Source organism: Streptomyces capitiformicae (genome assembly GCF_002214185.1).
GTDB lineage: Bacteria > Actinomycetota > Actinomycetes > Streptomycetales > Streptomycetaceae > Streptomyces > Streptomyces capitiformicae.
Window position 1 is genome coordinate 932,428 of sequence record NZ_CP022161.1, and the last position, 23,964, is coordinate 956,391.

A 23,964-nucleotide genomic window follows, 5' to 3' on the forward strand; every position below is an offset into this window, starting at 1 on the left:
CAATGAGGGACAGGGGCACAGACATGCGCAATGAGGGACTGGGATCGTGGCCCGCCCGCCGGGCCCGCAAGACCCCCGGGCGTACCGCGCTGATCCACGGGGACACGAGCATCACCTACGGGGAACTGCACGAGCGCACCACGCGCCTCGCCCACGCGCTGCGCGCCTCCGGCGTACGCCGAGGGGACCGGATCGCCTATCTGGGGCCCAACCACCCCTCGTACCTGGAGACGCTGTTCGCCGCCGGAACCCTCGGCGCGGTCTTCGTCCCGCTCAACACCCGCCTCGCGGGGCCCGAGATCGCTTATCAACTGGCCGACTCCGGAGCCAAGGCACTGGTGTACGCGTCCGGGTTCACCGGACTCGTCGCGGGGCTGCCGGGCGACACCGACGTCCGTACGTACGTCGAGGTGGGTACCGAGTACGAGGCGCTGCTCGCCGGGGCGGAGACCGGGCCGATCGACCAGTCGGTCACCGCCGACGACACCTGCATCATCATGTACACCTCGGGGACGACGGGCCGCCCCAAGGGCGCGATGCTCACACACGGCAACATCATCTGGAACGCCGTCAACGTGCTCGTCGACCAGGACATCATCACCGACGAGCGCGCCCTGGTCTCCGCGCCGTTGTTCCACACGGCCGGGCTGAACATGCTCACGTTGCCCGTGCTGCTCAAGGGCGGTACGTGCGTCCTGGTCGAGGCATTCGTCCCCGAGGCCACGTTCGACCTCATCGAGCGGCACCGGATCACCTTCATGTTCGGGGTGCCGACCATGTTCGACCAGGTGGCCCGTCATCCGCGCTGGGCCGACGCCGATCTGTCCTCGCTGCGGATGCTGTCGTGCGGTGGTTCGCCGGTGCCGACCCCGCTCATCGCCAAGTTCCAGGAGCGCGGGCTCACCTTCCTCCAGGGCTACGGCATGACGGAGGCCGCCCCCGGCACGCTGTTCCTCGATGCCGAGCACGCCGTGAGCAAGGCCGGGTCGGCGGGCGTACCGCACTTCTTCAGCGATGTGCGGGTCGTACGGCCGGACATGACACCGGTCGACGTCGACGAAACAGGCGAGGTCGTGGTCCGTGGGCCGCATGTCATGCCCGGTTACTGGGGGCTGCCGGAGGAGACCGCCGCGGTATTCGCCGACGGGTGGTTCCGCAGCGGGGACGCCGCCCGGGTCGACGAGGACGGGTACGTCTACATCGTCGACCGCATCAAGGACATGATCATCTCCGGGGGCGAGAACATCTACCCCGCCGAGATCGAGGACCAGCTCCTCACCCACCCCGACATCGTCGAGTGCGCGGTGATCGGCGTGGCGGACGAGAAGTGGGGCGAGGTGCCGCGGGCCGTGGTCGTGCCGCGGGAGGGTGCCGCCCTGGACGCGGACGAGGTCTTGGCGTCCCTCGCGGGGCGGCTGGCCAAGTACAAGATCCCGAAGTCGGTGGTGATCGCGGACGAGCTTCCGCGGACCGCTTCCGGCAAGTTGCTGAAGGCCCGGGTGCGCAAGCACTACGGCACCAACTCTTAGGTAAGGAACGATATGAGCATCACCGTGAACGGCATCGACGAGCTGAAGAAGCTCGCGGGCAGCGACCTCGGGGCCAGTGAGTGGATCGAGGTCACCCAGGAGCGGATCAACACGTTCGCCGACGCCACCGGGGACCACCAGTGGATCCACGTCGACCCCGAGAAGGCGGCGGAGGGCCCCTTCGGGGCCCCGATCGCTCATGGGTATCTGACCCTTTCGCTGTTCATTCCGCTGTTCACCGAGTTGCTGGACGTCGAGGGTGTCTCGACGAAGGTCAACTACGGGCTGAACAAGGTGCGGTTCCCCTCGCCGGTGAAGGTCGGGTCCAAGATTCGGCTCGTGGGCAAGCTGGCGTCGGTGGAGGACGTGCCGGGGGGCGTGCAGATCACGGTTGACGGCACGATCGAGATCGAGGGTGGGGCCAAGCCGGCGGCTGTGCTGCAGAGCCTCTCCCGCTTCTACGCGTAAGCGCTCCGCTTGGAGCGCCGCAGGGGCAGGCGTTGTGGGGAACTGCGGGACCGTCGTGGCTGGTCGCGCAGTTCCCCGCGCCCCTTGAGGGGGCGCGCCCCCTCAGCCTCCTGATACGTCCACGAAGATCGGGTTCGAGTAGAACCACGTGTCCGCCCACGGGTCGCCGTTGCCCGGCGCGTGGGGGATCGGACCGTGGGGGTCGACCGATGCGCCCAGGTAACCCGCTCCGTTGCGGTTGCCGTCGCTGCCGCGCAGGCGGACGTAGAAGGACTCGTCCCCGGCCGTGAGCGGAATGCGCAGGGTGTACGTGCCCTTGCGGCCGGTCACGTCCGTCGTGTGGACGACCTTCGTGTCCGGGGCCTTCCAGACGTCCCGGTCGGCGGCCGGACCCTGCACCGTCCCCCGGACGACGTCCACGTGGGCCAACTCCGGGAGGATTCCCTGGGGGTTGGGACGCGAAGCGGTCGTCACCGTCACGTTCAGCGTGAGCTTCTCGCCCTTGCGGACGCGGAGGCGGCCGCCGAGGGTGACGCCCCGGCCGTGGTCGTGGGTGCGCTTCACCCGGACGTCCAGGCCGTCCAGCAGGTGGCCGTGGTCGAGCCAGACGCGGCCGGCGCGCAGGCCCGACATCACGGCGCGGTAGCCGTAGCGGGTGACGCCGACGTGGGTGCGGCTGAACTGACCGGGCCAGAAGTCGCTGCCGGGCTGCGGGGTGTCGGTGTTGACGGGGTCGGGGAGCCTGCCGGTGTTGTCGAAGTTCTGGCCGGCGGCCCAGTCGCCGTTCTTCCAGGTGTCGAAGACGATGCGGTGGGCGTCGGAGTTGGTGGTGATCGAGAACAGCTTGCCCTCGGCCAGCATCGAGTCCCAGAGGCCGCCGACCGTGGCCGTCGCCCAGTCGAAACCGCCGTACGTGAGGTACGCCTCCGCCGGGTAGCCGGGCCAGGACTGGGCGGACGGCTTGTTCTCGTACTCGCCGCGGATCGAGGTCGTGCCGCGCCAGCCGGGGATGGCCGCGCCCTGGGCGCCGGGTGCGCCCTCCATGCCGATCATGATCTCGGGGGCCGCGTCCCGCCAGTTGCGCATCTCGTGCGGGGAGTCGATGCCCAGGCGCATGGGGTGGTTGGCGAGCACCAGTACGTCGTCGATGTAGCCGGTGCGGCGCTGCTCGGCCAGCCACTGGATGGCCTTGACCGCGTGTTCCTCGTTGCGGGCGGTGGCCGCGCCGCCCACGGAACCCTCGGCGTAGCCGAGCAGCTTGCCGTCGTAGGCGTTCTCGAACCGGGTGAGGACGTCGACCTCGTTCGGGCCGGGGGCCGTGAAGACGGTGCAGTGTTCGGCGGCCGGGATATACCACTCCAGGCCCTGGAAGATCAGCTGACGCGGGTTCTCGGCGCGGGCCTTGAGGATCTCCTCGTGCTCCAGCGAGGCACCGTACTTGGCGTGCCCGATGTTGGAGTGTTCGGTGAACACCAGCCAGTCAAGGCCGTACTTGGCGCCCGCGGCGGCCAGTTGGGAGAACGTGTACTTGGCGTCGTGGCTGTAGACGGTGTGGATGTGGTGGTCGCCGACGAGGTACGCGAGGCGCGGGTCGTCGCCGCCGTAGGGGCGGGAGTCGGCCGTCGCGGGCGTGGCCAGTGAGCCCATCGCGAACGCGGCCCCGAACAGGCCCGCGCCGCGGAGGAGCCCGCGGCGGGAGAGGCCCTGCGGGTCCAGGGAGTTGGGGGAGACGGACGGGTCGGCCCAGGCGGGCAGTTGCTGCTCTTGCTGCTCGGACATGGTCGTACAGGCCTTCCGGGGATGTCAGCGGTTCATGAACGACATGACGGGCAGCGCCCGTTCGACGATGCGGACGTCGCCGAGGCGGCCGTACAGGATCTGGTCGATCCTGCCGCCGTACTCGTAGCCGCCGAGCAGCCACGGCAGGCCCACGGAGGTGATGCCGACGGAGGCCGCCTTCGGGTTGCGGACGACCGGGCAGCCCTCCACGTACAGGGTGGTGTGCTCGCCGTCGTTGACGACCGCCAGATGCCACCAGGTCTCCAGGGGTGTCTCCTGGCCCCAGTTGGTGGCGATGCCCTGCTGGTTGAGCGGGCGCATGGCCCACTGCGGCTCGCGGTCGTTGGAGAGGGACAGGGTGGCGAGCGGCTCGTCCGGGTCGTCGGCGGTCTTGCCGGCGGCGCCGCCTGTGCCGGTGCGGCTGACCAGGCCCGACCAGGCGTTGTGGGAGGGGTTCCAGTCGGCCGGGAGGCGGTAGAACGCCTCGATGGTGTAGCCGTTCGCGAACGTCGCCGAGTTGAGCGGGGCACCGTCGACCGTACGCAGATAGGCGCCTTTGAGCGGGGATTTGAAGCCCTGGAACTCCAGGCTGCCGTGACCGGGCTGGTCGGGGTGGTGGTCGGCGGACCAGCCCAGCCTGCCGCCGCCTACGGTGACCAGGGTGAGGTCGTTGCCGCGTCCGGAGCGGTCGCGGACGGTGTCGCTCACGGCCTGGTCGAACCGCCAGTACGCCACCGTGCCCGGGATCAGCAGCTTGGACACGGGCCGCTCCGCGCGGGCGGCCACCGGGTCGAAGCCGTTGAAGCGGGCGGCGAAGTCGATGTCGACCGTGAACCGGTCGGCGTCGCCGGAGAGTTCGATCTCCTGTCGCTCCAGCTCGTTGAGTCCCTTCGCGGCCCGGCCCAGGATCCACGGGGAGATCGTCTCCACGTCGATGGCGTTCCGGTCGAGGTCGAAGTGGTAGAGGCGGATCATCGCCGCGCCGCCGAAGTACCGGTTCTGGTAGTTCGTGAGGTGCAGGTGGACGTCATGTCCCGCCGCGTTCTTGCGGGTCGCCCGGCCGGCGGGCCAGTAGTGACCGTTGAGGGTGAGGAAGATCTGGTCGTGGTCCTTGATCAGCCGGTCCCACAGCTGCTGACCGTAGGACGACAACGCGTCGTCCTCCACGACCAGTTCGTGGGTCGTCAGGATCACCGGCGTCTTCGGGTGCCGCGCCATGATCTCCTTCGCCCAGGCGTATCCCTTGTCCGACAGCCGCCAGTCCAGCGCCAGCACCATCCACTGCCGGCCGCCCGCCTTGAACAGGTGGAAGGAGTTGTAGCCGTCCGGGGAGGAACCTCCGTAGGTGGCCTTGTCCTTGAAGCGGTCGGGGCCGAAGACGTCCAGGTACGGGGTCGAGCCCCGCTGGTCGGTCGTCGACGACCTCACGTCGTGGTTGCCCGCGAGGATGCTGTAGCCCACACCCCGCCGGTCGAGGAGCCGGAACGCCTCACCGATCGCCGCGCACTCCTCCTTCGTGCCGTTCTGGGTGAGGTCACCGAGGTGGGACAGGAAGACGATGTTCTCTTCCCGGCCGTGTTCCAACAGGTAGCGCAGGGACGCCTCGACGGGCGCCTTGTCGATGCTCGGCCCGTCGAACAGGTACTGGGTGTCGGGCATCACCGCCAGCGTGAAACGGCGGCTGTCCGGATCGGGCCGCCAAGCGGCGGTGCGGGACTCGGCCGGCGCGGCCTGCGCCGTGGCCGCCGGGAGTGCGGCGACGGCCGTGGCAGCGGCGCCCATCAGGGCGGTGGCACGCAGGAAGTTGCGTCTGCCGGCGCCGGCCTGGGCGGCCTCGCCCTGCTCGTGGTCATGCGAAGTACACACAGGTGCTCCGTGAAGGTGACAACAGCGGTGACAACAACGGGTGACAACAGCGAATGAGGGGTGGGATCAGAGGGCACGCAGCGTCCACGCCCAGCGGTGGACACCTGGTGGGATCAGATAGGAAGGCGAGGTGTCAGGGCCGCACGAGGCGGTGCCCAGCCCTCGGTGGGCCGCGTCGATGTGCACCACACATCCCGGCCGGGGTTCCAGTTCGTCGTGGTGCGCGGTGGCGGCCAGCTCCTCCGCGCGGTGACGGGTGACCGAGACCTGACGCGGTCGGTCCAGCCGTACCGCCAGGACGTGGTCGTCTCCCGAGAGCGTGAAATGCCGTACACCGTGCCGTCCTCCGCTCTCCTGGGGGCGCAGGTACGGGGTGAACAGCTCGTCCACGGCTGCCGCGTGGTGCCCGACGGGCGCCCCGGCCGCGCGGTCCGGATAGCTCTCCCAAGGGCCCTGCCCGTACCAGGCGAGGCGGTCGAAGCCGTCGGCGGTCTCGAAGACCGTGCCGACGCGGGCCACGTCCGTCAGCTCCTCGGGCAGCACCGCCGTCTCCTCGACGAGGATCCGGCCGTCGACCAGCGCCGTGAACGTCTGCTCGTGCTCGACGGCCCCGGCACCCGTCAGCCAGCGGGACCGGACCCGCACCGTGGCATCCTTGCGTTCCACGGAGACCGTCTCCCGTTCCGGCCGCTCCAGGCCCAGCTCGCGCCAACGGCCGGCCATGCCACCGAGTACGTCGTTGTCGGTAGGGGCGCGCCACAGGCTCAGCGTCGGCGGGGCGGCGAGCAGCGGGTGCAGCAGCAGCCCGTCCTCGTCCGTCTCCGGCGCAGGCACGTGGCCCAGTTCGCCCTCGGAGCCCACCATCGGCTCGCCCTCGTCCGCCTCGTACCACCGCACCTGCGGGCTGCACACCTCGGTGCCGCGCGGTGCCCAGGATCCGTCGGCGGCCGTCGTCACGCGCAGCGTCAGCCAGATCTCGCCGGCCCCGCCCGGCACCTCGGGCCGGTCGACGACGGCCGAGCCGCCGGGCGGGACGTGGGGGAGCTGGGCGGGCACGGTCCAGCTGCCGCCGTCGGCCGCCGCGAACTCCCACTCGGCGGCCAGCCACGACAGATCACGGAAGTGCTGCTTGTTGTGCACCCGTAGCACCCGCCAGCTGCCCTCGCCCTCCACGGACAGCCGTACCGGCGAGGCGATCTCCCGGTGCTCGTACATCACCGGCTTGGGTGTGCGGTCGGGGAAGACGACCCCGTCGGCGATGAACGCGCCGTCGTGGATGGTCTCGCCGAAGTCGCCGCCGTACGCCCAGCGATGGCCGGGGGCGGTGACTCCGCTCTCGTAGAGCCCGGCGCCCCCACGCCCGGCCGGTCGTCCGTCGTTCACACGCTGGAGAATGCCGTGGTCCCAGAACTCCCAGATGAACCCGCCCTGAAGACCTGGGGTGGCCTCGATGGCGGCCCACATGTCGGCGAGCGTGCCGTTGCTGTTGCCCATCGCGTGCGAGTACTCGCACTGGATCAGCGGCCGGGTCTGCTCACCGGAGAGCGCGTGTGCGACACAGTCCTCGATGGGCGCGTACATCGGGCACGCGATGTCGGAGGCGTCGTCCGTGGCCGCCCAGTCCAGCTTGGCGGCGCCCTCGTACTGGATCGGCCGCGTCGGATCGTGACGGCGCAGCCAGCCCGCCGCCGCGTCGTGATGGGCCCCGTAGTCGGACTCGTTGCCCAGCGACCAGATGATCACCGACGGGTGGTTCTTGTCCCGTAGGGCCATACGGGAGACGCGGTCCACGAAGGCGTTCAGATAGCGCGGGTCGTCGGCGATCTCATGGGCGTGGTCGTGCGACTCGATGTTCGCCTCGTCGACGACGTAGAAGCCGAGCTCGTCGGCGAGGTCGTACAGGCTCGGGTCGCCCGGATAGTGGGAGGTGCGGATCGCGTTGAAGCCGAACCGCTTCAGCGTGACCAGGTCGGCGCGCATCTCCTCGTACGACACCGTACGGCCGGTCAGGGGGTGGAAGTCGTGCCGGTTCACGCCCCGGATGTAGACCCGCTCCCCGTTGACGAGCAGGTCCCGGCCGCGGATCTCGACCTCGCGGAAGCCGATCCGGTGGTGCGAGGTGTCGGCGACGGTGCCGTCGGCGCGGTGCAGCCGGACGGTGAGGCCGTAGAGCTCGGGGGTCTCGGCGGTCCAGGTGCGCACCTCGGGTACGACCGTCCGCAGCCGGACCTCGCCGAGGAAGTCGGAGACCCGTTCGTCCTCCTTGCTGACCCGGTCGAACTCGGTGTCCTGAACAAGCCCGAGGCCGTCCAGCTCCCCGCTGACGTACCACCCGCCGGGCAGCGCGCCCGTCGCCTCGGCCGACCGCACCCGGCAGTCCACGCGCAGCTCCCCGTCGCACCTCGTCCGCACGGTCACGTCCGCGAGATACAGCGGATCGGTGGCGTACAGCAGAACCGAGCGGGTGATGCCGCCGAGCCACCACTGGTCCTGGTCCTCGATGTGCGAGGCGTCGGACCACTTGACGACGGTGAGCCGCACGGTCGCGGGCGAGCCGGGGCGCACCAGGCCCGTCAGCTCGAACTCGGCCGCGAGGTGGGAGTCCTTGGAGATGCCGACGGGCTGCCCGTCCACATGGACGAGCAGCACGCTCTCGGCGGCGCCGACCTGGAGGACGATCCGGCGGCCGGTCCAGTCGGCGGGTATGTCGATCTCCCGCTCGTACACACCGGTCGGGTTGGCGGCGGGCACCTCGGGCGGGAACTCGGGCCACGGCATACGGACGTTGGTGTACCGCGGCGGGTCCTCCGCGACGTGCAGGGCCCAGGAACCCGGGAGCCCGGCCCAGGACCAGCCGGGGCCGGGCTCGTGCCTGGGCGACGGCAGCAGCTGGAACCGCCACTGTCCGTCGAGGCAGAGCGCCCGGTCGCGACGGTCGACGGCGCTCATGGGCAACCGCCCCCAGGAGGTCACCTCGGGTGACTCCCAGGGGCGGAGGGCGATCAGTGGATCGCGAGGCATCAGCGAATGGCTCCCTTGCCGAGGTCGGCGATGATCTGTTTGGCGCCGATGGCGAAGACGATCAACAGCGGGATCAGGGCGAGGAGCGCGCCCGTCATGACCATCCCGTAGTCCGTCGTGCCGTGGACGCCGTTGAGCTGGGACAGCGCGACCTGGAGGGTCACGTTGTCCGGGTTGGTGAGGACGATCAACGGCCAGGCGTAGTCGTTCCACTGGCCCATGAAGGTGAAGATGCCGAGGAAGGCGAGCCCCGGCCGCACCACCGGGAGCGCCACGTGCCAGTACTGGCGCATGAACCCGGCGCCGTCCAGCTTCGAGGCGTCCAGCAGTTCGTCGTGGATCGCGCCCTTCATGTACTGGCGCATCCAGAAGATACCGAACGCGTTGGCCGCCGCCGGCACGATCAGCGCGGTCATCGAACCGACCCAGCCGATCTTCGCCATGATCACGAACTGCGGGATCGCCGCGAGCTGCGCCGGAACCATGAAGATCATCATCATGAGGGCGAACAGCAGCCGCCGCCCGGGGAACTGGAACTTGGCGAAGACGAACGCGGCCAGTGAGTCGAAGAACAGTACGAGGAACGTCACCGAGACGGCCACGAGCAGCGAGTTCAGCATCGAACCGAAGAAGTCGATGTTGTCGAAGAGGCTGCGCGTGTTCTCCAGGAAGTGCGAGCCCGGCAGCAGCTTCGGCGGATACGAGAAGATCTCCGTCGACGTGTGGGTCGACATGATGATCGCCCAGTAGAACGGGAACGCCGACAGCAGTACGCCGAGCATCAGCGACGCGTGCAGGGCAAAACCTCTGCCGCGGGTGCCCTTGATGGCCTTGGGGCGCCGTGCGCCCTGGACGGATGCCATGGTGGCGGCCTCCTATTCTTCGCGCCGGCGCTGCACCAGCCGCCAGTTGATGATCGAGAAGAGGACGACGACGAGGAAGATGCCCCACGCCACGGCGGCGCCGTAGCCGAAGTCGTTGTTGTCGAAGGTCTGCTGGAAGAAGTAGAGGACCATCGTCCGGCCGGCGTGGTCGGGACCGCCCGAGAACGTCGACTCGTTGGCCGTGGTCTGCAGCAGGATCTGCGGCTCGGAGAAGCTCTGCAGACCCGTGACCGTGGAAACCACGAGCACGAACAGCAGCACCGGCCGCATCAGCGGAAGCGTGATCCGGAAGAACGTCTGCACCGGCCCGGCGCCGTCCATCCGCGCCGCCTCGTACAGATCGCTCGGGATCGTCTGGAGCCCGGCGAGGAAGATGATCGCGTTGTAGCCGGTCCACTGCCAGGTCATCAGGGTGGCGATGGAGACCTTGATGCCCCACGGGGTGTTCAGCCACGCCACCTGGTCGAGACCGACCGCCTGCAGCAGGGCGTTCACCAGACCGAAGTTGGTGGAGAACACCGATCCGAAGATGATGGCCACCGCGACCACCGAGGTCACGTTCGGCAGGAAGTACGCGAACCGGTAGAGGTTCTTGAACCGCACCGCCGAGTTGAGCATCACGGCCGTGACCAGCGCCAGGAAGATCATCGGGAAGGTCGCCAGCGCCCAGATGACGATCGTGTTCCCGACCGAGCCCCAGAAGTCGCTGTCGCTCAGCAGGTACTGGTACTGCGACAGCCCCGCCCACTCCATCGAGCCGAGACCGTCCCACCGGTGGAAGGAGACGTAGAGCGAGAAGCCGACGGGGATCAGGCCGAAGGCGAGGAAGAGCAGATAGAAGGGGGAAATCGCGGCGTAGAGCCGCCAGTAGCTGAGGATGCCCTTCTTCGGGGCCTCGACCGGGGCTTCGACCACGACGACCGGGGGCTTCTCCAGCGCGGGGACGGTGGCCATCAGTAGGTCACCCCCAGGTGCTTCGCGATGCGGCGACACTTGCTCATGGCGTCACTCCAGGCCTTCCTCGGGTCCTTGCCCAGGACGCCGACGTTCTTGATCTCGTCCTTGATGGGCTGCCCGAGCGCCACGTCGAACGGGCTGTTGAACGAGACCGGGATCTTCTCGGCGGCCGGCCCGAAGACATCCATCGTGATCTGGTCACCGAAGAACGGGTCCGGCTCGCGCAGCTTCTTCATCTCGTACGAGGCGGGGGTGGACGGGAAGAGCCCGGCGTCCACGAAGCCCTGGGCCTGGTTGTCCGCGTTGAGGATCCAGCCGATGATCTCGAACGCCTGCTCAGGCTCCCGGCAGGCCTTGGTGATCGAGAGGAACGAGCCACCGTTGTTGGCCGCCCCGCCCGGCATCGCGGCCACCCGCCACTGGCCCTTGGTCTTCGGCAGACCCAGCTTGAGGTCGCCCGCAGCCCACGAGGCACCCAGCTGGGTGGGCAACAGGCCCTTCTCGGTGGCCGCGTTGAAGTCCGGGGTGCCGTTGACGATGCTGGAGACGAGGCCGCGCCGCTTCGCCTCGACGGCCCGGTCCCAGGCGGTGCGGATGTGCTCCTCGTCGCCGATGAAGTTCCGGTCCTTGTCGACGTACCGCTTGGTGCTCTGCCCGACGGAGTTCTCGAACACGGCGCTCGCGTCGACGAGCAGGAACGCGCCGGGCACCCGCTTCTTCAGCTGCTCACCGGCGGCGAAGAACTTCTCCCACGTGTCCATCTCGCGCGACACGTCGTCGGGCTCGTACGCCAGCCCCGCCTTCTCGTACACCGCGGCCTGGTAGTAGTGCACCACCGGACCGCAGTCGATGGGGAATCCCACCATCGAGCCGTCCTCGGCGATGCCCTGCTGCCACTTCCAGTCCAGGTACTGGCCCTTGAGCTTCTCCGCGCCGAGCGTGCGCAGGTCCACGAACTGGCCCGCGTTCGGCAGGTACGAGGCCATGTCCTCGCCCTTGAGACCGGCGATGTCGGGGACATGGGAGCGCCCCGTCATCGTGGTGATCAGCTTGGAGCGGTAGTAGCCGCCGATCTGGATGGGCTTGAGGTCGACGGCGCTGCCGTAGCGAGCCGTGGCCTTCTTCACGACGGTGTCGCTCAGCCCGCCGCTCCAGTACCACAGGACCATGTTCCGGCCACTGGAGCCGTACGGGACGGCGCAGCCGGACGTGAGGCCGCCGAGCGCCGTGGCGGCCGTACCGGCCAGGCCCGCGTGCAGCAGGCCTCTTCGTGAGAGCCGCACAGCTCCCACCGCCTTTCGGATCTTTTCGACGTACGAGGCGTACGAGGGGACCAACAAGGGGGTGCAGGGGGTGCAGGGGGTGCAGGGGTGGTTCAGCGGGGGGTGAGGTTCGGGGGAGTGACCGGGGCGTACCGCACCGGCGGGCCCGGGTCGCTCGGCAGCCGGTCGGCGAGGAAGTCGTAGGCGCGCCGGACCTCGGGGTCGGTCTGGGCGTACCACCACTGATGGACGCCGTACCAGCCCGGTGCGGCCAGGCCTCCGCCGTGGTGGCCCACGGAGAGTCCGGCGGCCAGCACGGCGAATCGCAGCCGCTCCACCAGGGGCCAGCCGCCGAGGGAGGCCGCGACGAAGCTCGCGCCGAAGACATCACCGGCGCCCGTCGCGTCGAGCACGTCGACGTCGAGGGCGGGGACCTCGGCGTACTCGCCGGTCGTCTGGTCCACGGCGATCGCGCCCTCGCCGCCGCGGGTGACCACGGCCACCGGAACCAGCTCGCTCAGTGTGCCGAGCGCCGCGACCGCGCTGTCGGTACGGGTGTACGCCATCGCCTCGGTCTCATTGGGGAGGAAGGCGTGGCACAGGGCGAGCTGGTCCAGGAGGTCGCGGGACCACTGCTGGGTGGGGTCCCAGCCGACGTCCGCGTAGATGTGCGTGCCGTTCGCGGCGGCCTTGGCGAGCCACTCGCGCGGCTCGGCCTCGATGTGTACGAGCGCCGTGCGCGCCTCCGGCGGGGTGCGCATCAGCTCGTCCTGTGAGTGCGGCGGCTCCTGCCCGTGGGTGACCAGGGCGCGGTCATTGCCGTACGCGAGCGAGACGGTGACGGGGGTGTGCCAGCCGTCCGCGGTGCGCGAGAGGGAGAGGTCCAGGCCCTCCTGGCCGGCGAGGACGTCACGGCAGTACGCGCCGTAGTGGTCGTCGCCGAAGACCGTGGCCAGGGAGGTGTTCAGGCCGAAGCGGGCGGCGGCGACCGCCAGGTTGGCGATGCCGCCCGGGCCGCAGCCCATGCCGTCGGTCCAGATCTCCTCGCCTGGCGTGGGTGGCCTTCCCAACCCCGTGAGGACGAGGTCGTAGAAGAGCAGCCCGGTCAGCAGCACGTCGGGCCGGTCGTCGTCCACGTGCGCACCTCTCGTCAGAACTCTTCAAATCGATGCCCGGAATCGTGCGCTGCTCCGGGGGATTGGTCAATACCCGAGCAGAAGTGAGCATGGAAATGATTGGGAATGACGAGTACTGTTCAGCGCGTGCTGGCAGAACGACGACACCAACTCATCCTGCGGGCCCTGAGATCAGGCGGCCCCGCAGCCGTGACCGATCTCTCCGAGCAGCTCGGTGTAAGCCCCGCCACGATCAGGCGTGACCTGGTCAGACTGGAGGAGGAGGGGCTGCTCACGCGTGTGCACGGCGGCGCGGTCGTGGAGGAGGGCGACCAGCCCTTCGCCGAGGTGGCCGAGGTGCGGGTGGCCGAGAAGGACGCGATAGCGGCGAAGGCCGCGTCGATGGTCCGCGACGGCCAGTCCGTCCTGCTCGACATCGGGACCACCGCCTACCGCCTGGCCCGGCAGCTGCACGGCCGCCGCCTCACCGTGATCACCAGCAACCTGGTGGTCTATGAGGAGCTCGCCGACGACGAGGGCATCGAGCTGGTGCTGCTCGGCGGCATGGTCCGCCGCGAGTACCGTTCCCTCGTCGGCTTCCTCACAGAGGACAACCTCCGTCAGCTCCACGCCGACTGGCTGTTCCTCGGCACCAGCGGAGTGCGGCCCGGCGGCCAGGTGATGGACACGACCGTCGTCGAGGTCCCCGTGAAAAGGGCGATGATCAAGGCCAGCGACAGGGTCGTCCTGCTCGCCGACTCCGCCAAGTTTCCCGGTACGGGGATGGCGCGGGTCTGCGGTCCCGGGGAACTCGACGTGGTGGTGACCAACGATCCCGCCGACCAGGCGACATGTTCGTCGCTGGAGGAGGCCGGGGTGGAGGTCGTGAAGGCATGACCCGCGTACGGGGGCATGAACCACGCCGGCGGCGGAATGATCCACGACGACGGCCCGACCCGCACCCGTGTGGGGAGGGCTGACACGTGTCGGAACAGTCGGCACGAATGCACGATCGGCAAAGGGTGGTAGTTGCGTGAAGCTGACGATTCTGGGCGGCGGAGGATTCCGGGTGCCCCTCGTGTACGGGGCGCTCCTCGGGGACCGTGCCGAGGGCCGGGTCACCCAAGTCGTCCTGCACGACCTGGACGCCGAGCGGCTCTCCGCCGTCACCCGCGTCCTCGCCGAGCAGGCGGCCGACGTGCCCGATGCCCCCGAGGTGACCGCCACCACCGACCTCGACGAGGCCCTCACCGGCGCCGACTTCATCTTCTCCGCGATCCGTGTCGGCGGCCTGGAGGGCCGGGCCAACGACGAGCGGGTGGCCCTCGCGGAAGGCGTGCTCGGCCAGGAGACCGTGGGCGCGGGAGGCATCGCGTACGGCCTGCGCACGGTGCCCGTGGCGGTCGACATCGCCCAGCGAGTCGCTCGACTCGCTCCCGACGCCTGGGTCATCAACTTCACCAACCCGGCAGGACTCGTCACCGAGGCCATGTCCCGCCACCTCGGCGACCGCGTCATCGGCATCTGCGACTCACCGGTCGGCCTCGGCCGCCGTATCGCCCGCGTGCTCGGCGTGACCAACCCGGGCGAGGCCTGGATCGACTACGTCGGCCTCAACCACCTCGGCTGGGTCCGCGGCCTGCGCGTCGCCGGCCGCGACGAACTCCCCCGCCTGCTCGCCGACCGCGACCTCCTCGGCTCCTTCGAGGAGGGCAAGCTCTTCGGCGTGGACTGGCTCCAGTCCCTCGGCGCCATCCCCAACGAGTACCTGCACTACTACTACTTCAACCGCGAAGCCGTCCGCGCCTACCAGCAGGCCGAGAAGACCCGCGGCGCCTTCCTCAAGGACCAGCAGGCGCAGTTCTACGAGGAGATGCGGCGCCCCGACGCCCACGCCCTGAAGGCATGGGACCGCACCCGCGCCGAGCGCGAGGCCACCTACATGTCGGAGAACCGGGAGACCGCGGGCGCCGGCGAACGCGACGCCGACGACCTCTCCGGCGGCTACGAGAAGGTCGCCCTCGCCCTGATGCGGGCCATCGCCCGCGACGAGCGCACCACCCTCATCCTCAACGTCCGCAACAAGGGCACCCTCTCCGTCCTCGACACCGAGGCCGTCATCGAGGTGCCCTGCCTGGTCGACGCCAACGGCGCCCACCCGGTCGCCGTCGACCCGCTGCCCGACCACGCCACCGGCCTGGTCTGCGCGGTCAAGGCCGTCGAACGCGAGGTCCTGGCCGCCGCCGAGTCGGGTGCGCGTGCGACCGCCGTGAAGGCCTTCGCCCTGCACCCCCTGGTCGACTCGGTGAACGTGGCACGCCGCCTCGTCGAGGGCTACACGGCGGTGCACCCCGGCCTCGGGTACCTGCAGTAGAACCCCGGGCTGCCGTGGGCAGCCTCCCCATGCTCAACTGAAGCCGCACCCCACTCCTAGGAGACCCACGGCCATGCACGACGAACGCCGCCGCATCGAGGAACGCGTCGAGCGCGTCCACACCCAGCGCATCAAGCCCGCGATCTACGCGGCCTCCGTGCCCTTCCAGGTCGAGGCCTGGCAGGCGCCCGGCGAGCCCGTGCCCTTCGAGGAGGCCGCGGCCGCCTCGTACACGCCCTTCGCCATGGACACACCATGGGGCCCGCCGTGGGGCACGACCTGGTTCCGGATGCACGGCCAGGTGCCCGCCGAGTGGGCCGGCCGCCGTGTCGAGGCCGTCATCGACCTCGGCTTCGTCGGCGACTGGCCAGGCAACCAGGCCGAGGCCCTCGTCCACCTCACCGACGGCACCCCCCTGAAGGCGGTCAACCCGCTCAACCAGTACGTGCCGATCGGCAACCCGGTCAGCGGCGGCGAGACCATCGACTACCTGGTCGAGGCGGCCTCCAACCCCGACATCCTCGCCGACAACTTCTCGAAGATCACACCGCTGGGCGACATCCTGACGGCCGGCGACAAGCCGCTGTACACGTTCCAGCGCGCCGACATCGCCGTCCTCGACGAGGAGGTCTTCCACCTCGACCTGGACCTCCAGGTACTGCGCGAGCTGATGGTCCACCTCGGCGAGCACGAGCCCCGCCGCCACGAGATCCTGCACGCCCTGGACCGGGCCATGGACGCCGTCGACCTCGACGACGTCTCCGGCAGCGCCACCGCCGTCCGCGCGATCCTGGCCCCCGTCCTCGCCAAGCCCGCCCACGCGAGCGCGCATGTGGTGTCCGGTGTGGGCCACGCGCACATCGACTCCGCCTGGCTGTGGCCCATCCGCGAGACCAAGCGCAAGACGTCCCGTACGTTCTCCAACGTCACCGCGCTCGCCGACGAGTACGAGGACTTCATCTTCGCCTGCTCCCAGGCCCAGCAGTACGAGTGGGTGCGCGACAACTACCCGCACGTCTGGGAACGGATCAAGAAGGCCGTCGAGAAGGGCCAGTGGGCCCCCGTCGGCGGCATGTGGGTCGAGTCCGACGGCAACCTGCCCGGCGGCGAGGCCATCGCCCGCCAGCTCGTCCACGGCAAGCGGTTCTTCATCGAGCACTTCGGCATCGAGACCAAGGGCGTCTGGCTGCCGGACTCCTTCGGCTACAACGCCTCCTACCCGCAGCTCGCCAAGCTCGCCGGCAACGAGTGGTTCCTCACCCAGAAGATCTCCTGGAACCAGACCAACACGTTCCCCCACCACACCTTCTGGTGGGAGGGCATCGACGGCACCCGCATCTTCACCCACTTCCCGCCCGTCGACACCTACAACGCCCGCTTCAGCGGCGAGGAGATGGCCCGCGCCGTCCGCAACTACGCCGAGAAGGGCGCCGGCACCCGCTCCCTCGCCCCCTTCGGCTGGGGCGACGGCGGCGGCGGCCCCACCCGCGAGATCATGGAGCGGGCGAGGCGTCTGGCCGACCTGGAGGGCTCGGCGAAGGTCGTGGTCGAGCACCCCGACGAGTTCTTCGCCAAGGCCCGCGAGGAGTACGAGGACGCCCCCGTCTGGAACGGCGAGCTCTACCTGGAACTCCACCGCGCCACGTACACCTCCCAGGCCCGCACCAAGCAGGGCAACCGGCGGTCCGAACACCGCTTGCGCGAGGCCGAGCTGTGGGCGACCACGGCCGCGCTGCACGCACCGGGCTACTCGTACCCGTACGAGAAGCTCGACCGCCTCTGGAAGACGGTCCTCCTTCACCAGTTCCACGACATCCTGCCGGGGTCCTCGATCGCTTGGGTGCACCGCGAGGCAGAGGCGGAGTACGCACGGGTGGCGAAGGAACTGGAGGAGCTGACGGCGGCAGCGGTCGCGGCTCTCGGTGCCGGTGACACACGTGTCTTCAACACCAGCCCGCGCGACCGTGCCGAGGTGGTACGTACGCCTGCGGACGCACTGGCGTACGTACAGGTTCCCGCCAACGGCAGCGCACCCCTCACCCCCACCGAACCCCCGCACCCGGTCACCGTCTCCGGCCGTGTCCTCGACAACGGCCTGGTCCGAGTCGAGATCGCCGAGGACGGAACCCTCGCCTCGGTCCGCGACCTGAAGGCCGACCGCGAAGTCCTCGGCGACAAGGGCAACCTCCTCCGCCTCCACACCGACCTCCCCAACTACTGGGACGCCTGGGACGTCGACAAGCACTACAAGAACCGCTACACGGACCTGCTGGAGGCGGACTCCGTCACCGTGGTCGAGGAGGACCCGCTCCGAGGCGCCATCCGCGTAGAGCGATCGTTCGGCAAGGGCTCAAGGATCACCCAGACGATCACCCTGCGCGCCGGCAGCCCCCGTATCGACTTCGAGACGGACATCGACTGGCACGAGGCGGAGAAGTTCCTCAAGGCCGGCTTCCCGATCGACGTCCGTGCCCCGCACTCCTCCGCCGAGATCCAGTTCGGCCACATCCAGCGCCCCACCCACACGAACACCAGCTGGGAGGCGGCCCGCTTCGAGGTGTCGGGCCACCGCTGGGTGCACGTGGCCGAGCCCGGCTACGGCGTCGCGGTGATCAACGACTCCACCTACGGCCACGACGTCTCCCGCACGGTCCGCGAGGACGGCGGTACGACCACCACGGTCCGCCTCAGCCTGGTCCGCGCCCCGCGCATCCCGGACCCCGAGGCCGACCAGGGCAAGCACCGCCTCACCTACTCCCTCCTCCCGGGCGCGACCATCGAGGACGCCGTCGCCGAGGGCTACGCGCTCAACCTGCCGCTGCGCGTCGCGGACGCGGCGGGCGCACCCGATCCGGTCGTCTCCGTGGACGGCGAGGGCGTGACGGTCGAGGCGGTCAAGCTGGCCGACGACGAGTCCGGCGACGTCGTCGTCCGGCTGTACGAGTCGCGCGGCGGCCGGGCCCAGGGCGTTCTGCGTACCGGATTCCCGCTCGCCGGGGCCCAGATCACCGACCTGCTGGAGCGCCCCCTGTCGGAGGCGGCCACGGACGGCGACGGTGTTCCCGTGACCCTGAGGCCATTCGAGGTGAAAACGTTGCGTCTGGCGGTGGGGCAGTCGTGACCGCCGTTCCCATCAAGAATTAAGAAACACGTAAAAGCCCAGGTCGCGGCGGGTGGGTTACCCGCCGCGACCCCCGTTCGTTCCCTTCATGACACCTAAAGTTCTCTTACCGACCGTGTGATACGGGATAATGCGAGTGAGAGTTGTGAGGTGTCATCGTGCGAGACCCGCGAATGTCAGCGATCGGCAAGGGGCTGAGGCGCCGCGGCAGACTGATCGCCGAGGCGGTGAGCCCGCCGAAGAAGCCCCTGAACGCCGTTCCGGCGCCCCGGACCGAGGCCGGCGCCGAAGAGCCGAAGTACGTGGCTCCGCGTGCGCCCCGGCTGGTGGAGTCGCCGGTGTTCGTCCTCTCCTCGGTGCGTTCCGGCTCGACGCTGCTGCGGGTCATCCTCAACAGCCACAGTCAGATCCGTGCCCCGCACGAGATGCATCTGCGCACCGTTCACGTCCATCTCTCCCGCGACTTCACCGCGCCCGCCATGCAGGCGCTCGAACTCGACAAGACCGAGCTGGAGCACGTCCTCTGGGACCGGATTCTCCACCTCGAACTCAGCCGCAGCGGCAAGCGGATCATCGTCGACAAGACGCCGCCCAACACCCTCATCTGGCCGCGCCTGGAGCGATGCTGGCCGGACGCCCGCTACATCCTGCTGCTCCGCCACCCCGGCGCGGTCGTCCAGTCCCTCACCAGCCGCCGTACCGACCCCGACCACGAGGCGATCCGGGCCGAGGTCCTCTCCTACAGCGAGAAGCTGGAAGAGGCCCGCCAGAACCTGCCGGTCCATGTCATCACGTACGAGGACCTCACCTCCGAGCCGGAAAAGGTCACCCAGGGCATCTGCGACTACCTCGACATCCCCTGGGAGTCCGCCATGCTCGACTACGGCTCCAAGGACCACGGCACGTTCCGCCCCCAGCTCGGCGACTGGTCCTCCACGATCAAGTCCGGCCGCATCCAGCAGGCCCGCCAGGCCGACCCCACCGCAGAACTCCCGCCCCGCCTCAAGGAACTGGCAAGGGCATGGGGCTACTCCGCGTAACTCAGTGATCCCGGCGATCCCCGCGCCCCTTCAGGGGCGCGGGGCGGTGTCAATTTGTGGCTCCGCCGCGTGGGCGCGAGCGACCACGACCAACCCGCACCCGCCGACAAACCGACCGGATCGAGCTCGAAGGCGTGGCGGGGTCGCAGGGGCGACGCAGCCCCTGCGGATGGGACGGGTAGGGGCGGCGGGGGCGAGAAAGCCCGGTCAGACCGCCAGCGGCCGATCCGTGGCCGGCTTGCAGCCAGCCGGAGCCACCGCGCCCACGGGCACCTCCACCACCGCCACACCCGCGGCTCCCGGCACCCCGACGGCCGCCGGTACGTCCATGCCCTGATGCGGCACCGACACCGACCGCACAGCCCGCGGCCCCGACACCACCGTGTAGTCCTGCCCGAGCCGCCCCGGCATCACATCACCGGTCTCCTCGCCCAGCGCCAACTGAACAGCGGCCCAGGGCGCGTTGATCCCACAGAGGGCCAGCTGGTGGAGCCCGCCGGCCGGACGGGTGTTGACGTCCATCAGCACGGGCTTGTTGCCATACATGCGGAACTGAATGTTCGTCAGGTAGTGGAGCCCGAAGGTCTCGGCGATGAGCCGGGCCGGTTCGATCCACGCGGGGTTGAGGCTGAAACCGCGCCGCCGTCCGTTCTTCGTACGGCCGACGGCCATCCGGACCCGCCCGTCGGGGCCGGTCAGACAGTCGACGGACACCTCCGGCTGTTCGAGGCGCGGCATCACCAGCCAGTCCACCTGCTCGTCGGCGGCGCGCAGGGCCTCGACGACGAGGTCGAGCGGCACATACGGGCTCGGAAACCCGTTGAGGTGAGCGAGCGAGAAGGGGGCGCGCGTGACGACACGGAAGCCCACGCCACCCGCTCCGGCCGCCGGCTTGAAGCATGCCTTGTGCCCCCCGGCCTCCAACTCCTCCACCGCGGCGACGAGTTCATCGACGGACGTCACCCGGAACCACGGCGGGACGGGAACCCCGTATGCCTGGACCGCCTCGTACGCGGTCACCTTGTCCTCGAAGACCTCGATGGCCTCGGCGGGCGGCGCCAGCAGCGCCGTACCGACGGCCGCGAACTCCTCGCGATGCGCGGCGATGGCGGCCTGGTGCAGCCGGGGCACAAAGACGTCGATGCCGCGCTTGGCGCACTGGTCGAGCGCGTACTCGACGTACGCGGCGGGGGAGAGGCCCTCGGGCTCGAGGTCGGCCGTGTCGGCGGCGGCCAGTACGGGGGAGTCGGCGTCACCGTGGGTGGCATGGATGTCCACTGGTCGAGCGTGTGGATTACTCCGCAGCTGGTCCATGAAGAAGACGTTCTCCGCGTACGTGCGGTTGAGCCAGACGCGTACGCGAGAGACCATGCAGGCCGCCTTTCTACGGTTCGCGGGCACGGCGGAGCAGGCCGTGCCCGGCCAAGGGAGTTGGAGGTACGCCGAACCGCCGTACGCGAAAGGGAGGGCGTGGCGGTGGTGTTGGAGGGATCATACGGCCACTCGGCCCGAAGTTTTTGTCACGCGGGTGTTAATCCTTGCGTGCCGCGCTTGCCGGGACGCATCGTAGCGCTCTGCCCAATGGTCTCGGCGGGTCGGCCTTGTCCGTCGGTGCGCACATGTGTTCTCGTGTTTTCGATCGGTGTCACGGAGGGGAGCGCGGGTGGAGTCGAAGGTCGGCCGTCACGGGAATCTCCTGGCCATCAGCGATCTGCACATCGGCTATCCCGAGAACCGCGCCCTGGTCGAGAGGATGCGGCCCGAGACGGACGACGACTGGCTCCTCGTCGCCGGCGACGTCGCCGAGACCGTCGCCGACATCCGGTGGGCCCTTGAGACCCTCGCCGGCCGCTTCGCCAAGGTCGTGTGGGTGCCGGGCAACCACGAGTTGTGGACTCACCCGAAGGAGACCGTCCCGTACCGCGGTGTCGAGCGGTACGAGCACCTCGTCGCCGTCTGCCGCGACCTGGGCGTCGTCACCCCCGAGGACCCCTATCCCCTCTGGGAGGGACCGGGCGGCCCCGTGGTCGTGGCGCCGCTGTTCCTCCTGTACGACTACACGTTCCTGCCCAAGGGCTGCACGACGAAGGACGAGGGCCTGGAGTACGCGTACGGCACCGGCGTGGTGTGTACCGACGAGCGCGTGCTGTACCCCGACCCGTACCCGAGCCGTGACGCCTGGTGCCGCGCCCGGGTCGCCGAGACCGAGCGCCGGCTCGCCGAACTGCCCGCCGACCTGCTGACGGTGCTGGTCAACCACTACCCGCTCGACCGGCACCCGACGGACATCCTGCGCTACCCCGAGTTCGCCATGTGGTGCGGCACGGAACTGACCGCCGACTGGCACCGGCGCTTCCGCGTCGAGGTGATGGTCTACGGCCATCTGCACATTCCGCGGACCACCTGGCTGGACGGGGTCCGATTCGAAGAGGTGTCCGTGGGTTACCCCCGCGAGTGGCGTCCGCGCCCGGAACCGCCGGGAAGGCTGCGCCGCATTCTGCCGATGGAGGTCTCAGCCGGTGATCGAGGAACTGCTCCCGGAGTCGGTCGTGGCCGTGGAGGCGCACGCAAATGACACGGCCGACGGAGCCTGGGAGGGCGCCCTCTACCCCGAGGAGGAGGCGTTCGTGGCCCGCGCGGTGCCCAAGCGGCGCCGTGAGTTCACCGTCGTCCGCGTCTGTGCCCGGCGTGCCATGGAGAAGCTCGGCGTGGCGCCGCGGCCGATCCTGCCCGGTGAGCGCGGTGCCCCCGGCTGGCCGGACGGACTGACCGGCAGCATGACCCACTGCGACGAGTACGCCGCCGCCGCGCTGGTCCGCACCACCGACCTCGCCTCCCTCGGCATCGACGCCGAACCCCACAGCGCCCTGCCCGAGGGTGTGCTGGAGGCGATCGCGCTCCCCACGGAGGAGGCCCGGCTGCGCCGGCTGACCGCCGACCGTCCGACGCTCCACTGGGACCGCCTGCTGTTCAGCGCCAAGGAATCCGTCTACAAGGCGTGGTTCCCGCTCACCGGCCGGTGGCTGGACTTCTCGGAGGCCGACATCGAGGTGACCGTCGACGCCGACGGCCGGCGCGGCGGTCTGCGCGCCGAACTCCTCGTTCCCGGACCGGTGGTGGGCGGCCGACGCATCACGGTCTTCACCGGACGCTGGACCGTCCGGCACGGGCTCGTGGCGACGGCGGTCCCGGTTCGCTTCCCCACGGAAGAAGAGGATGCCAATTGAACTCCTTTTCCTATTTGGATCTGCACAGACAGGTCGCGGCCGATATCGACGCGAACATCGCGTCCGCTCTGGAGAGTCTCGGGCCGGAGTCGTCAGCGGTACGGGCCTCCATATCCGCGCTGCTGGGGCACCAGCAGATGAAATATCCGCTCTCCGTGCTCCCGCTGCTCGTCCACGCGGCCGAGACCGGTGAAACCGCACCGGCCGTTCCCCTGTCGGCCGTGCATGTCCTGTGGTGGACTTCCGCCTGTTATCTCGACGACCTGTCCGACGGCCACGGCGCGGGCATCCCCGACGGACTCGGCGCGGACGCGGCTCTGCTGGCCTCCGTCCTCAGCGGACAGGCTTTACCCATCCGGGTCATACGGGCCCAGCCGGTCCCGGACGCGGTCCGTGACGCCTTGACCGGTGAAATCGTCAATTGCTGGATCGACGCTGTGGAAGGCCAGTTGAGGGACCTGCGGGGCGACCTGGACAACGCCTCACGGGATGCGGTCGTCGCGGCCTGTCGAGGGAAGTCCGGCGCCCCTTTCGGGATGATCACGGCAATGGCGGCGATGCTGTCCGGAGCCGGGAGTGAGCGCACCGAGCTGTGGCGCGGATTCGGTGCGGTCTTCGGTATCCTCTGGCAGCTTTTCAACGACCAGGAGGACATCCTTTCGGGCCGCAACGAGGATCTCCTGAACGGCACGGTGACCTATCTCCTCGCCTGCGCCCTGGAAGAGACTCCGCCCGATTCCAGAGCGCGTATCGCGGAACTGAGCGCCGCCGCCCGCACGTCCGAACAGTCCCGCACGGAACTCACGGCCCTGCTGCTCGACCCCGCCGTTCTCCGCCGCTACGAGAAGGACCTCTCCGCGTACCGCGACGAGGCGTACCGCGTCCTCGGTGAACTGGGCGGCCACGAGAAGTACATGGCGGCGCTGCGGCAACTCGTCGACCAGGCCTCCGGGATGTATCTGACCCCGGCCGGCTGAGGCCCGTGGCGGCGGTCCGCCGGTGCACCCCGACGGACCGCCCGACATACAACGGCACACCCGGCGCTCAGACGTCCGGGCACCAGCTCCTCAGCAGCCGGAAGAACTCCTCCTCATTGCCCGCCAGTCCGGCCGCTGTCAGCGCCTGCTCCGCCTCGGCGAGGGCGGCGGTCGGCACCACGGGTGGTCGGCGGGACTCCGGCGGCCCGTCGAACGCGGCTCGTACGGTACCCAGCAGCCGCAGATACGCCTGGACGGCGGTGCGCTCGCGGTCGGTCAGTACGGCGGTCGGCATCGAACGGCTCTCCCCTGGTCGGATCCGTGAAGCGCCACGTGGACGTGAC

At 69.6% G+C, this 23,964-nt stretch carries 18 protein-coding genes; 9 read left to right on the plus strand and 9 right to left on the minus strand.

Annotated elements, in window-relative coordinates; all coding sequences use genetic code 11:
* The first annotated feature begins 23 nt into the window (after window positions 1-23).
* Both menE and CES90_RS04250 read left to right on the plus strand, forming a co-directional pair.
* Window positions 24-1,529, plus strand: a complete 1,506-nt coding sequence (gene menE / locus CES90_RS04245) for an o-succinylbenzoate--CoA ligase (protein WP_189782960.1) — start codon at window positions 24-26, stop codon at window positions 1,527-1,529.
* Window positions 1,530-1,541: 12 nt separating this feature from the next.
* The gene (locus CES90_RS04250) at window positions 1,542-1,997 is read left to right on the plus strand and encodes a MaoC family dehydratase (RefSeq protein WP_009301942.1); all 456 of its coding nucleotides are present in this window, start codon (window positions 1,542-1,544) and stop codon (window positions 1,995-1,997) included.
* 102 nt (window positions 1,998-2,099) lie between these two features.
* On the opposite strand, the gene CES90_RS04255 is transcribed toward CES90_RS04250, so the two are convergent.
* The 7 genes from CES90_RS04255 to CES90_RS04285 form a co-directional block, all read right to left on the minus strand.
* A complete protein-coding gene (locus CES90_RS04255; protein ID WP_189782959.1) occupies window positions 2,100-3,776 on the minus strand; it encodes a PHP domain-containing protein in 1,677 nt (558 codons plus the stop codon).
* A gap of 24 nt (window positions 3,777-3,800) precedes the next feature.
* Entirely contained in the window at window positions 3,801-5,642 is a 1,842-nt protein-coding gene (locus CES90_RS04260) for a LamG-like jellyroll fold domain-containing protein (protein ID WP_189782958.1), read from the minus strand.
* A 66-nt stretch (window positions 5,643-5,708) separates the two neighbouring features.
* Window positions 5,709-8,663 (minus strand): glycoside hydrolase family 2 TIM barrel-domain containing protein, encoded by a 2,955-nt coding sequence (locus CES90_RS04265; RefSeq protein ID WP_189782957.1) that lies wholly within the window; start codon window positions 8,661-8,663, stop codon window positions 5,709-5,711.
* Complete coding sequence (locus tag CES90_RS04270) at window positions 8,663-9,526, minus strand: carbohydrate ABC transporter permease (RefSeq protein ID WP_189782956.1); 864 nt, start codon at window positions 9,524-9,526, stop codon at window positions 8,663-8,665. The genes CES90_RS04265 and CES90_RS04270 overlap by 1 nt, the downstream gene beginning before the upstream one ends.
* 12 nt (window positions 9,527-9,538) lie before the next feature.
* Window positions 9,539-10,501, minus strand: a complete 963-nt coding sequence (locus CES90_RS04275) for a carbohydrate ABC transporter permease (protein ID WP_189782955.1) — start codon at window positions 10,499-10,501, stop codon at window positions 9,539-9,541.
* Window positions 10,501-11,787, minus strand: a complete 1,287-nt coding sequence (locus tag CES90_RS04280) for an extracellular solute-binding protein (RefSeq protein ID WP_189782954.1) — start codon at window positions 11,785-11,787, stop codon at window positions 10,501-10,503. Before CES90_RS04280 ends, CES90_RS04275 begins: the two co-directional genes overlap by 1 nt.
* A 92-nt stretch (window positions 11,788-11,879) precedes the next feature.
* On the minus strand, window positions 11,880-12,902 hold the full coding sequence (locus tag CES90_RS04285) for a carbohydrate kinase family protein (protein ID WP_189782953.1): 1,023 nt from the start codon (window positions 12,900-12,902) through the stop codon (window positions 11,880-11,882).
* A gap of 126 nt (window positions 12,903-13,028) precedes the next feature.
* On the opposite strand from CES90_RS04285, the gene CES90_RS04290 reads away from it, so the two are divergent.
* The 4 genes from CES90_RS04290 (at window position 13,029) to CES90_RS04305 (ending at window position 19,416) form a co-directional block, all read left to right on the plus strand.
* Window positions 13,029-13,778 carry a DeoR/GlpR family DNA-binding transcription regulator gene (locus CES90_RS04290; RefSeq protein WP_189783184.1) on the plus strand — a complete coding sequence of 250 codons (750 nt, stop codon included), beginning with the start codon at window positions 13,029-13,031 and terminating at the stop codon, window positions 13,776-13,778.
* Between the two features lie 136 nt (window positions 13,779-13,914).
* The gene (locus tag CES90_RS04295; RefSeq protein WP_189782952.1) at window positions 13,915-15,255 is read left to right on the plus strand and encodes a 6-phospho-beta-glucosidase; all 1,341 of its coding nucleotides are present in this window, start codon (window positions 13,915-13,917) and stop codon (window positions 15,253-15,255) included.
* Between the two features lie 73 nt (window positions 15,256-15,328).
* Window positions 15,329-18,376, plus strand: coding sequence for an alpha-mannosidase (locus CES90_RS04300; RefSeq protein WP_189782951.1), 3,048 nt, complete (start codon window positions 15,329-15,331; stop codon window positions 18,374-18,376).
* 158 nt (window positions 18,377-18,534) lie between these two features.
* Complete coding sequence (locus CES90_RS04305; protein WP_229913803.1) at window positions 18,535-19,416, plus strand: sulfotransferase family protein; 882 nt, start codon at window positions 18,535-18,537, stop codon at window positions 19,414-19,416.
* 207 nt (window positions 19,417-19,623) lie between these two features.
* On the opposite strand, the gene CES90_RS04310 is transcribed toward CES90_RS04305, so the two are convergent.
* Complete coding sequence (locus CES90_RS04310; protein ID WP_189782950.1) at window positions 19,624-20,787, minus strand: ATP-grasp domain-containing protein; 1,164 nt, start codon at window positions 20,785-20,787, stop codon at window positions 19,624-19,626.
* A 292-nt stretch (window positions 20,788-21,079) separates the two neighbouring features.
* Between CES90_RS04310 and CES90_RS04315 the strand changes: the two genes are divergently transcribed.
* The 3 genes from CES90_RS04315 to CES90_RS04325 are packed head-to-tail and all read left to right on the plus strand — an operon-like array spanning window position 21,080 to window position 23,620.
* On the plus strand, window positions 21,080-21,991 hold the full coding sequence (locus CES90_RS04315; protein WP_189782949.1) for a metallophosphoesterase family protein: 912 nt from the start codon (window positions 21,080-21,082) through the stop codon (window positions 21,989-21,991).
* Entirely contained in the window at window positions 21,936-22,643 is a 708-nt protein-coding gene (locus CES90_RS04320) for a 4'-phosphopantetheinyl transferase family protein (protein ID WP_189782948.1), read from the plus strand. The genes CES90_RS04315 and CES90_RS04320 overlap by 56 nt, the downstream gene beginning before the upstream one ends.
* On the plus strand, window positions 22,640-23,620 hold the full coding sequence (locus CES90_RS04325; RefSeq protein WP_189782947.1) for a polyprenyl synthetase family protein: 981 nt from the start codon (window positions 22,640-22,642) through the stop codon (window positions 23,618-23,620). Before CES90_RS04320 ends, CES90_RS04325 begins: the two co-directional genes overlap by 4 nt.
* Before the next feature lie 67 nt (window positions 23,621-23,687).
* On the opposite strand, the gene CES90_RS04330 is transcribed toward CES90_RS04325, so the two are convergent.
* The gene (locus CES90_RS04330; protein ID WP_189782946.1) at window positions 23,688-23,915 is read right to left on the minus strand and encodes a hypothetical protein; all 228 of its coding nucleotides are present in this window, start codon (window positions 23,913-23,915) and stop codon (window positions 23,688-23,690) included.
* Between the last annotated feature and the right edge of the window lie 49 nt (window positions 23,916-23,964).

Coding starts and splice junctions, on each gene's coding strand:
- CES90_RS04275 (WP_189782955.1), bottom strand. CDS start 10,501: ATGGCCACCGTCCCCGCGCTGGAGAAGCCCCCGGTCGTCGTGGTCGAA.
- CES90_RS04250 (WP_009301942.1), top strand. CDS start 1,542: ATGAGCATCACCGTGAACGGCATCGACGAGCTGAAGAAGCTCGCGGGC.
- CES90_RS04255 (WP_189782959.1), bottom strand. CDS start 3,776: ATGTCCGAGCAGCAAGAGCAGCAACTGCCCGCCTGGGCCGACCCGTCC.
- CES90_RS04310 (WP_189782950.1), bottom strand. CDS start 20,787: ATGGTCTCTCGCGTACGCGTCTGGCTCAACCGCACGTACGCGGAGAAC.
- CES90_RS04270 (WP_189782956.1), bottom strand. CDS start 9,526: ATGGCATCCGTCCAGGGCGCACGGCGCCCCAAGGCCATCAAGGGCACC.
- menE (WP_189782960.1), top strand. CDS start 24: ATGCGCAATGAGGGACTGGGATCGTGGCCCGCCCGCCGGGCCCGCAAG.
- CES90_RS04300 (WP_189782951.1), top strand. CDS start 15,329: ATGCACGACGAACGCCGCCGCATCGAGGAACGCGTCGAGCGCGTCCAC.
- CES90_RS04330 (WP_189782946.1), bottom strand. CDS start 23,915: ATGCCGACCGCCGTACTGACCGACCGCGAGCGCACCGCCGTCCAGGCG.
- CES90_RS04265 (WP_189782957.1), bottom strand. CDS start 8,663: ATGCCTCGCGATCCACTGATCGCCCTCCGCCCCTGGGAGTCACCCGAG.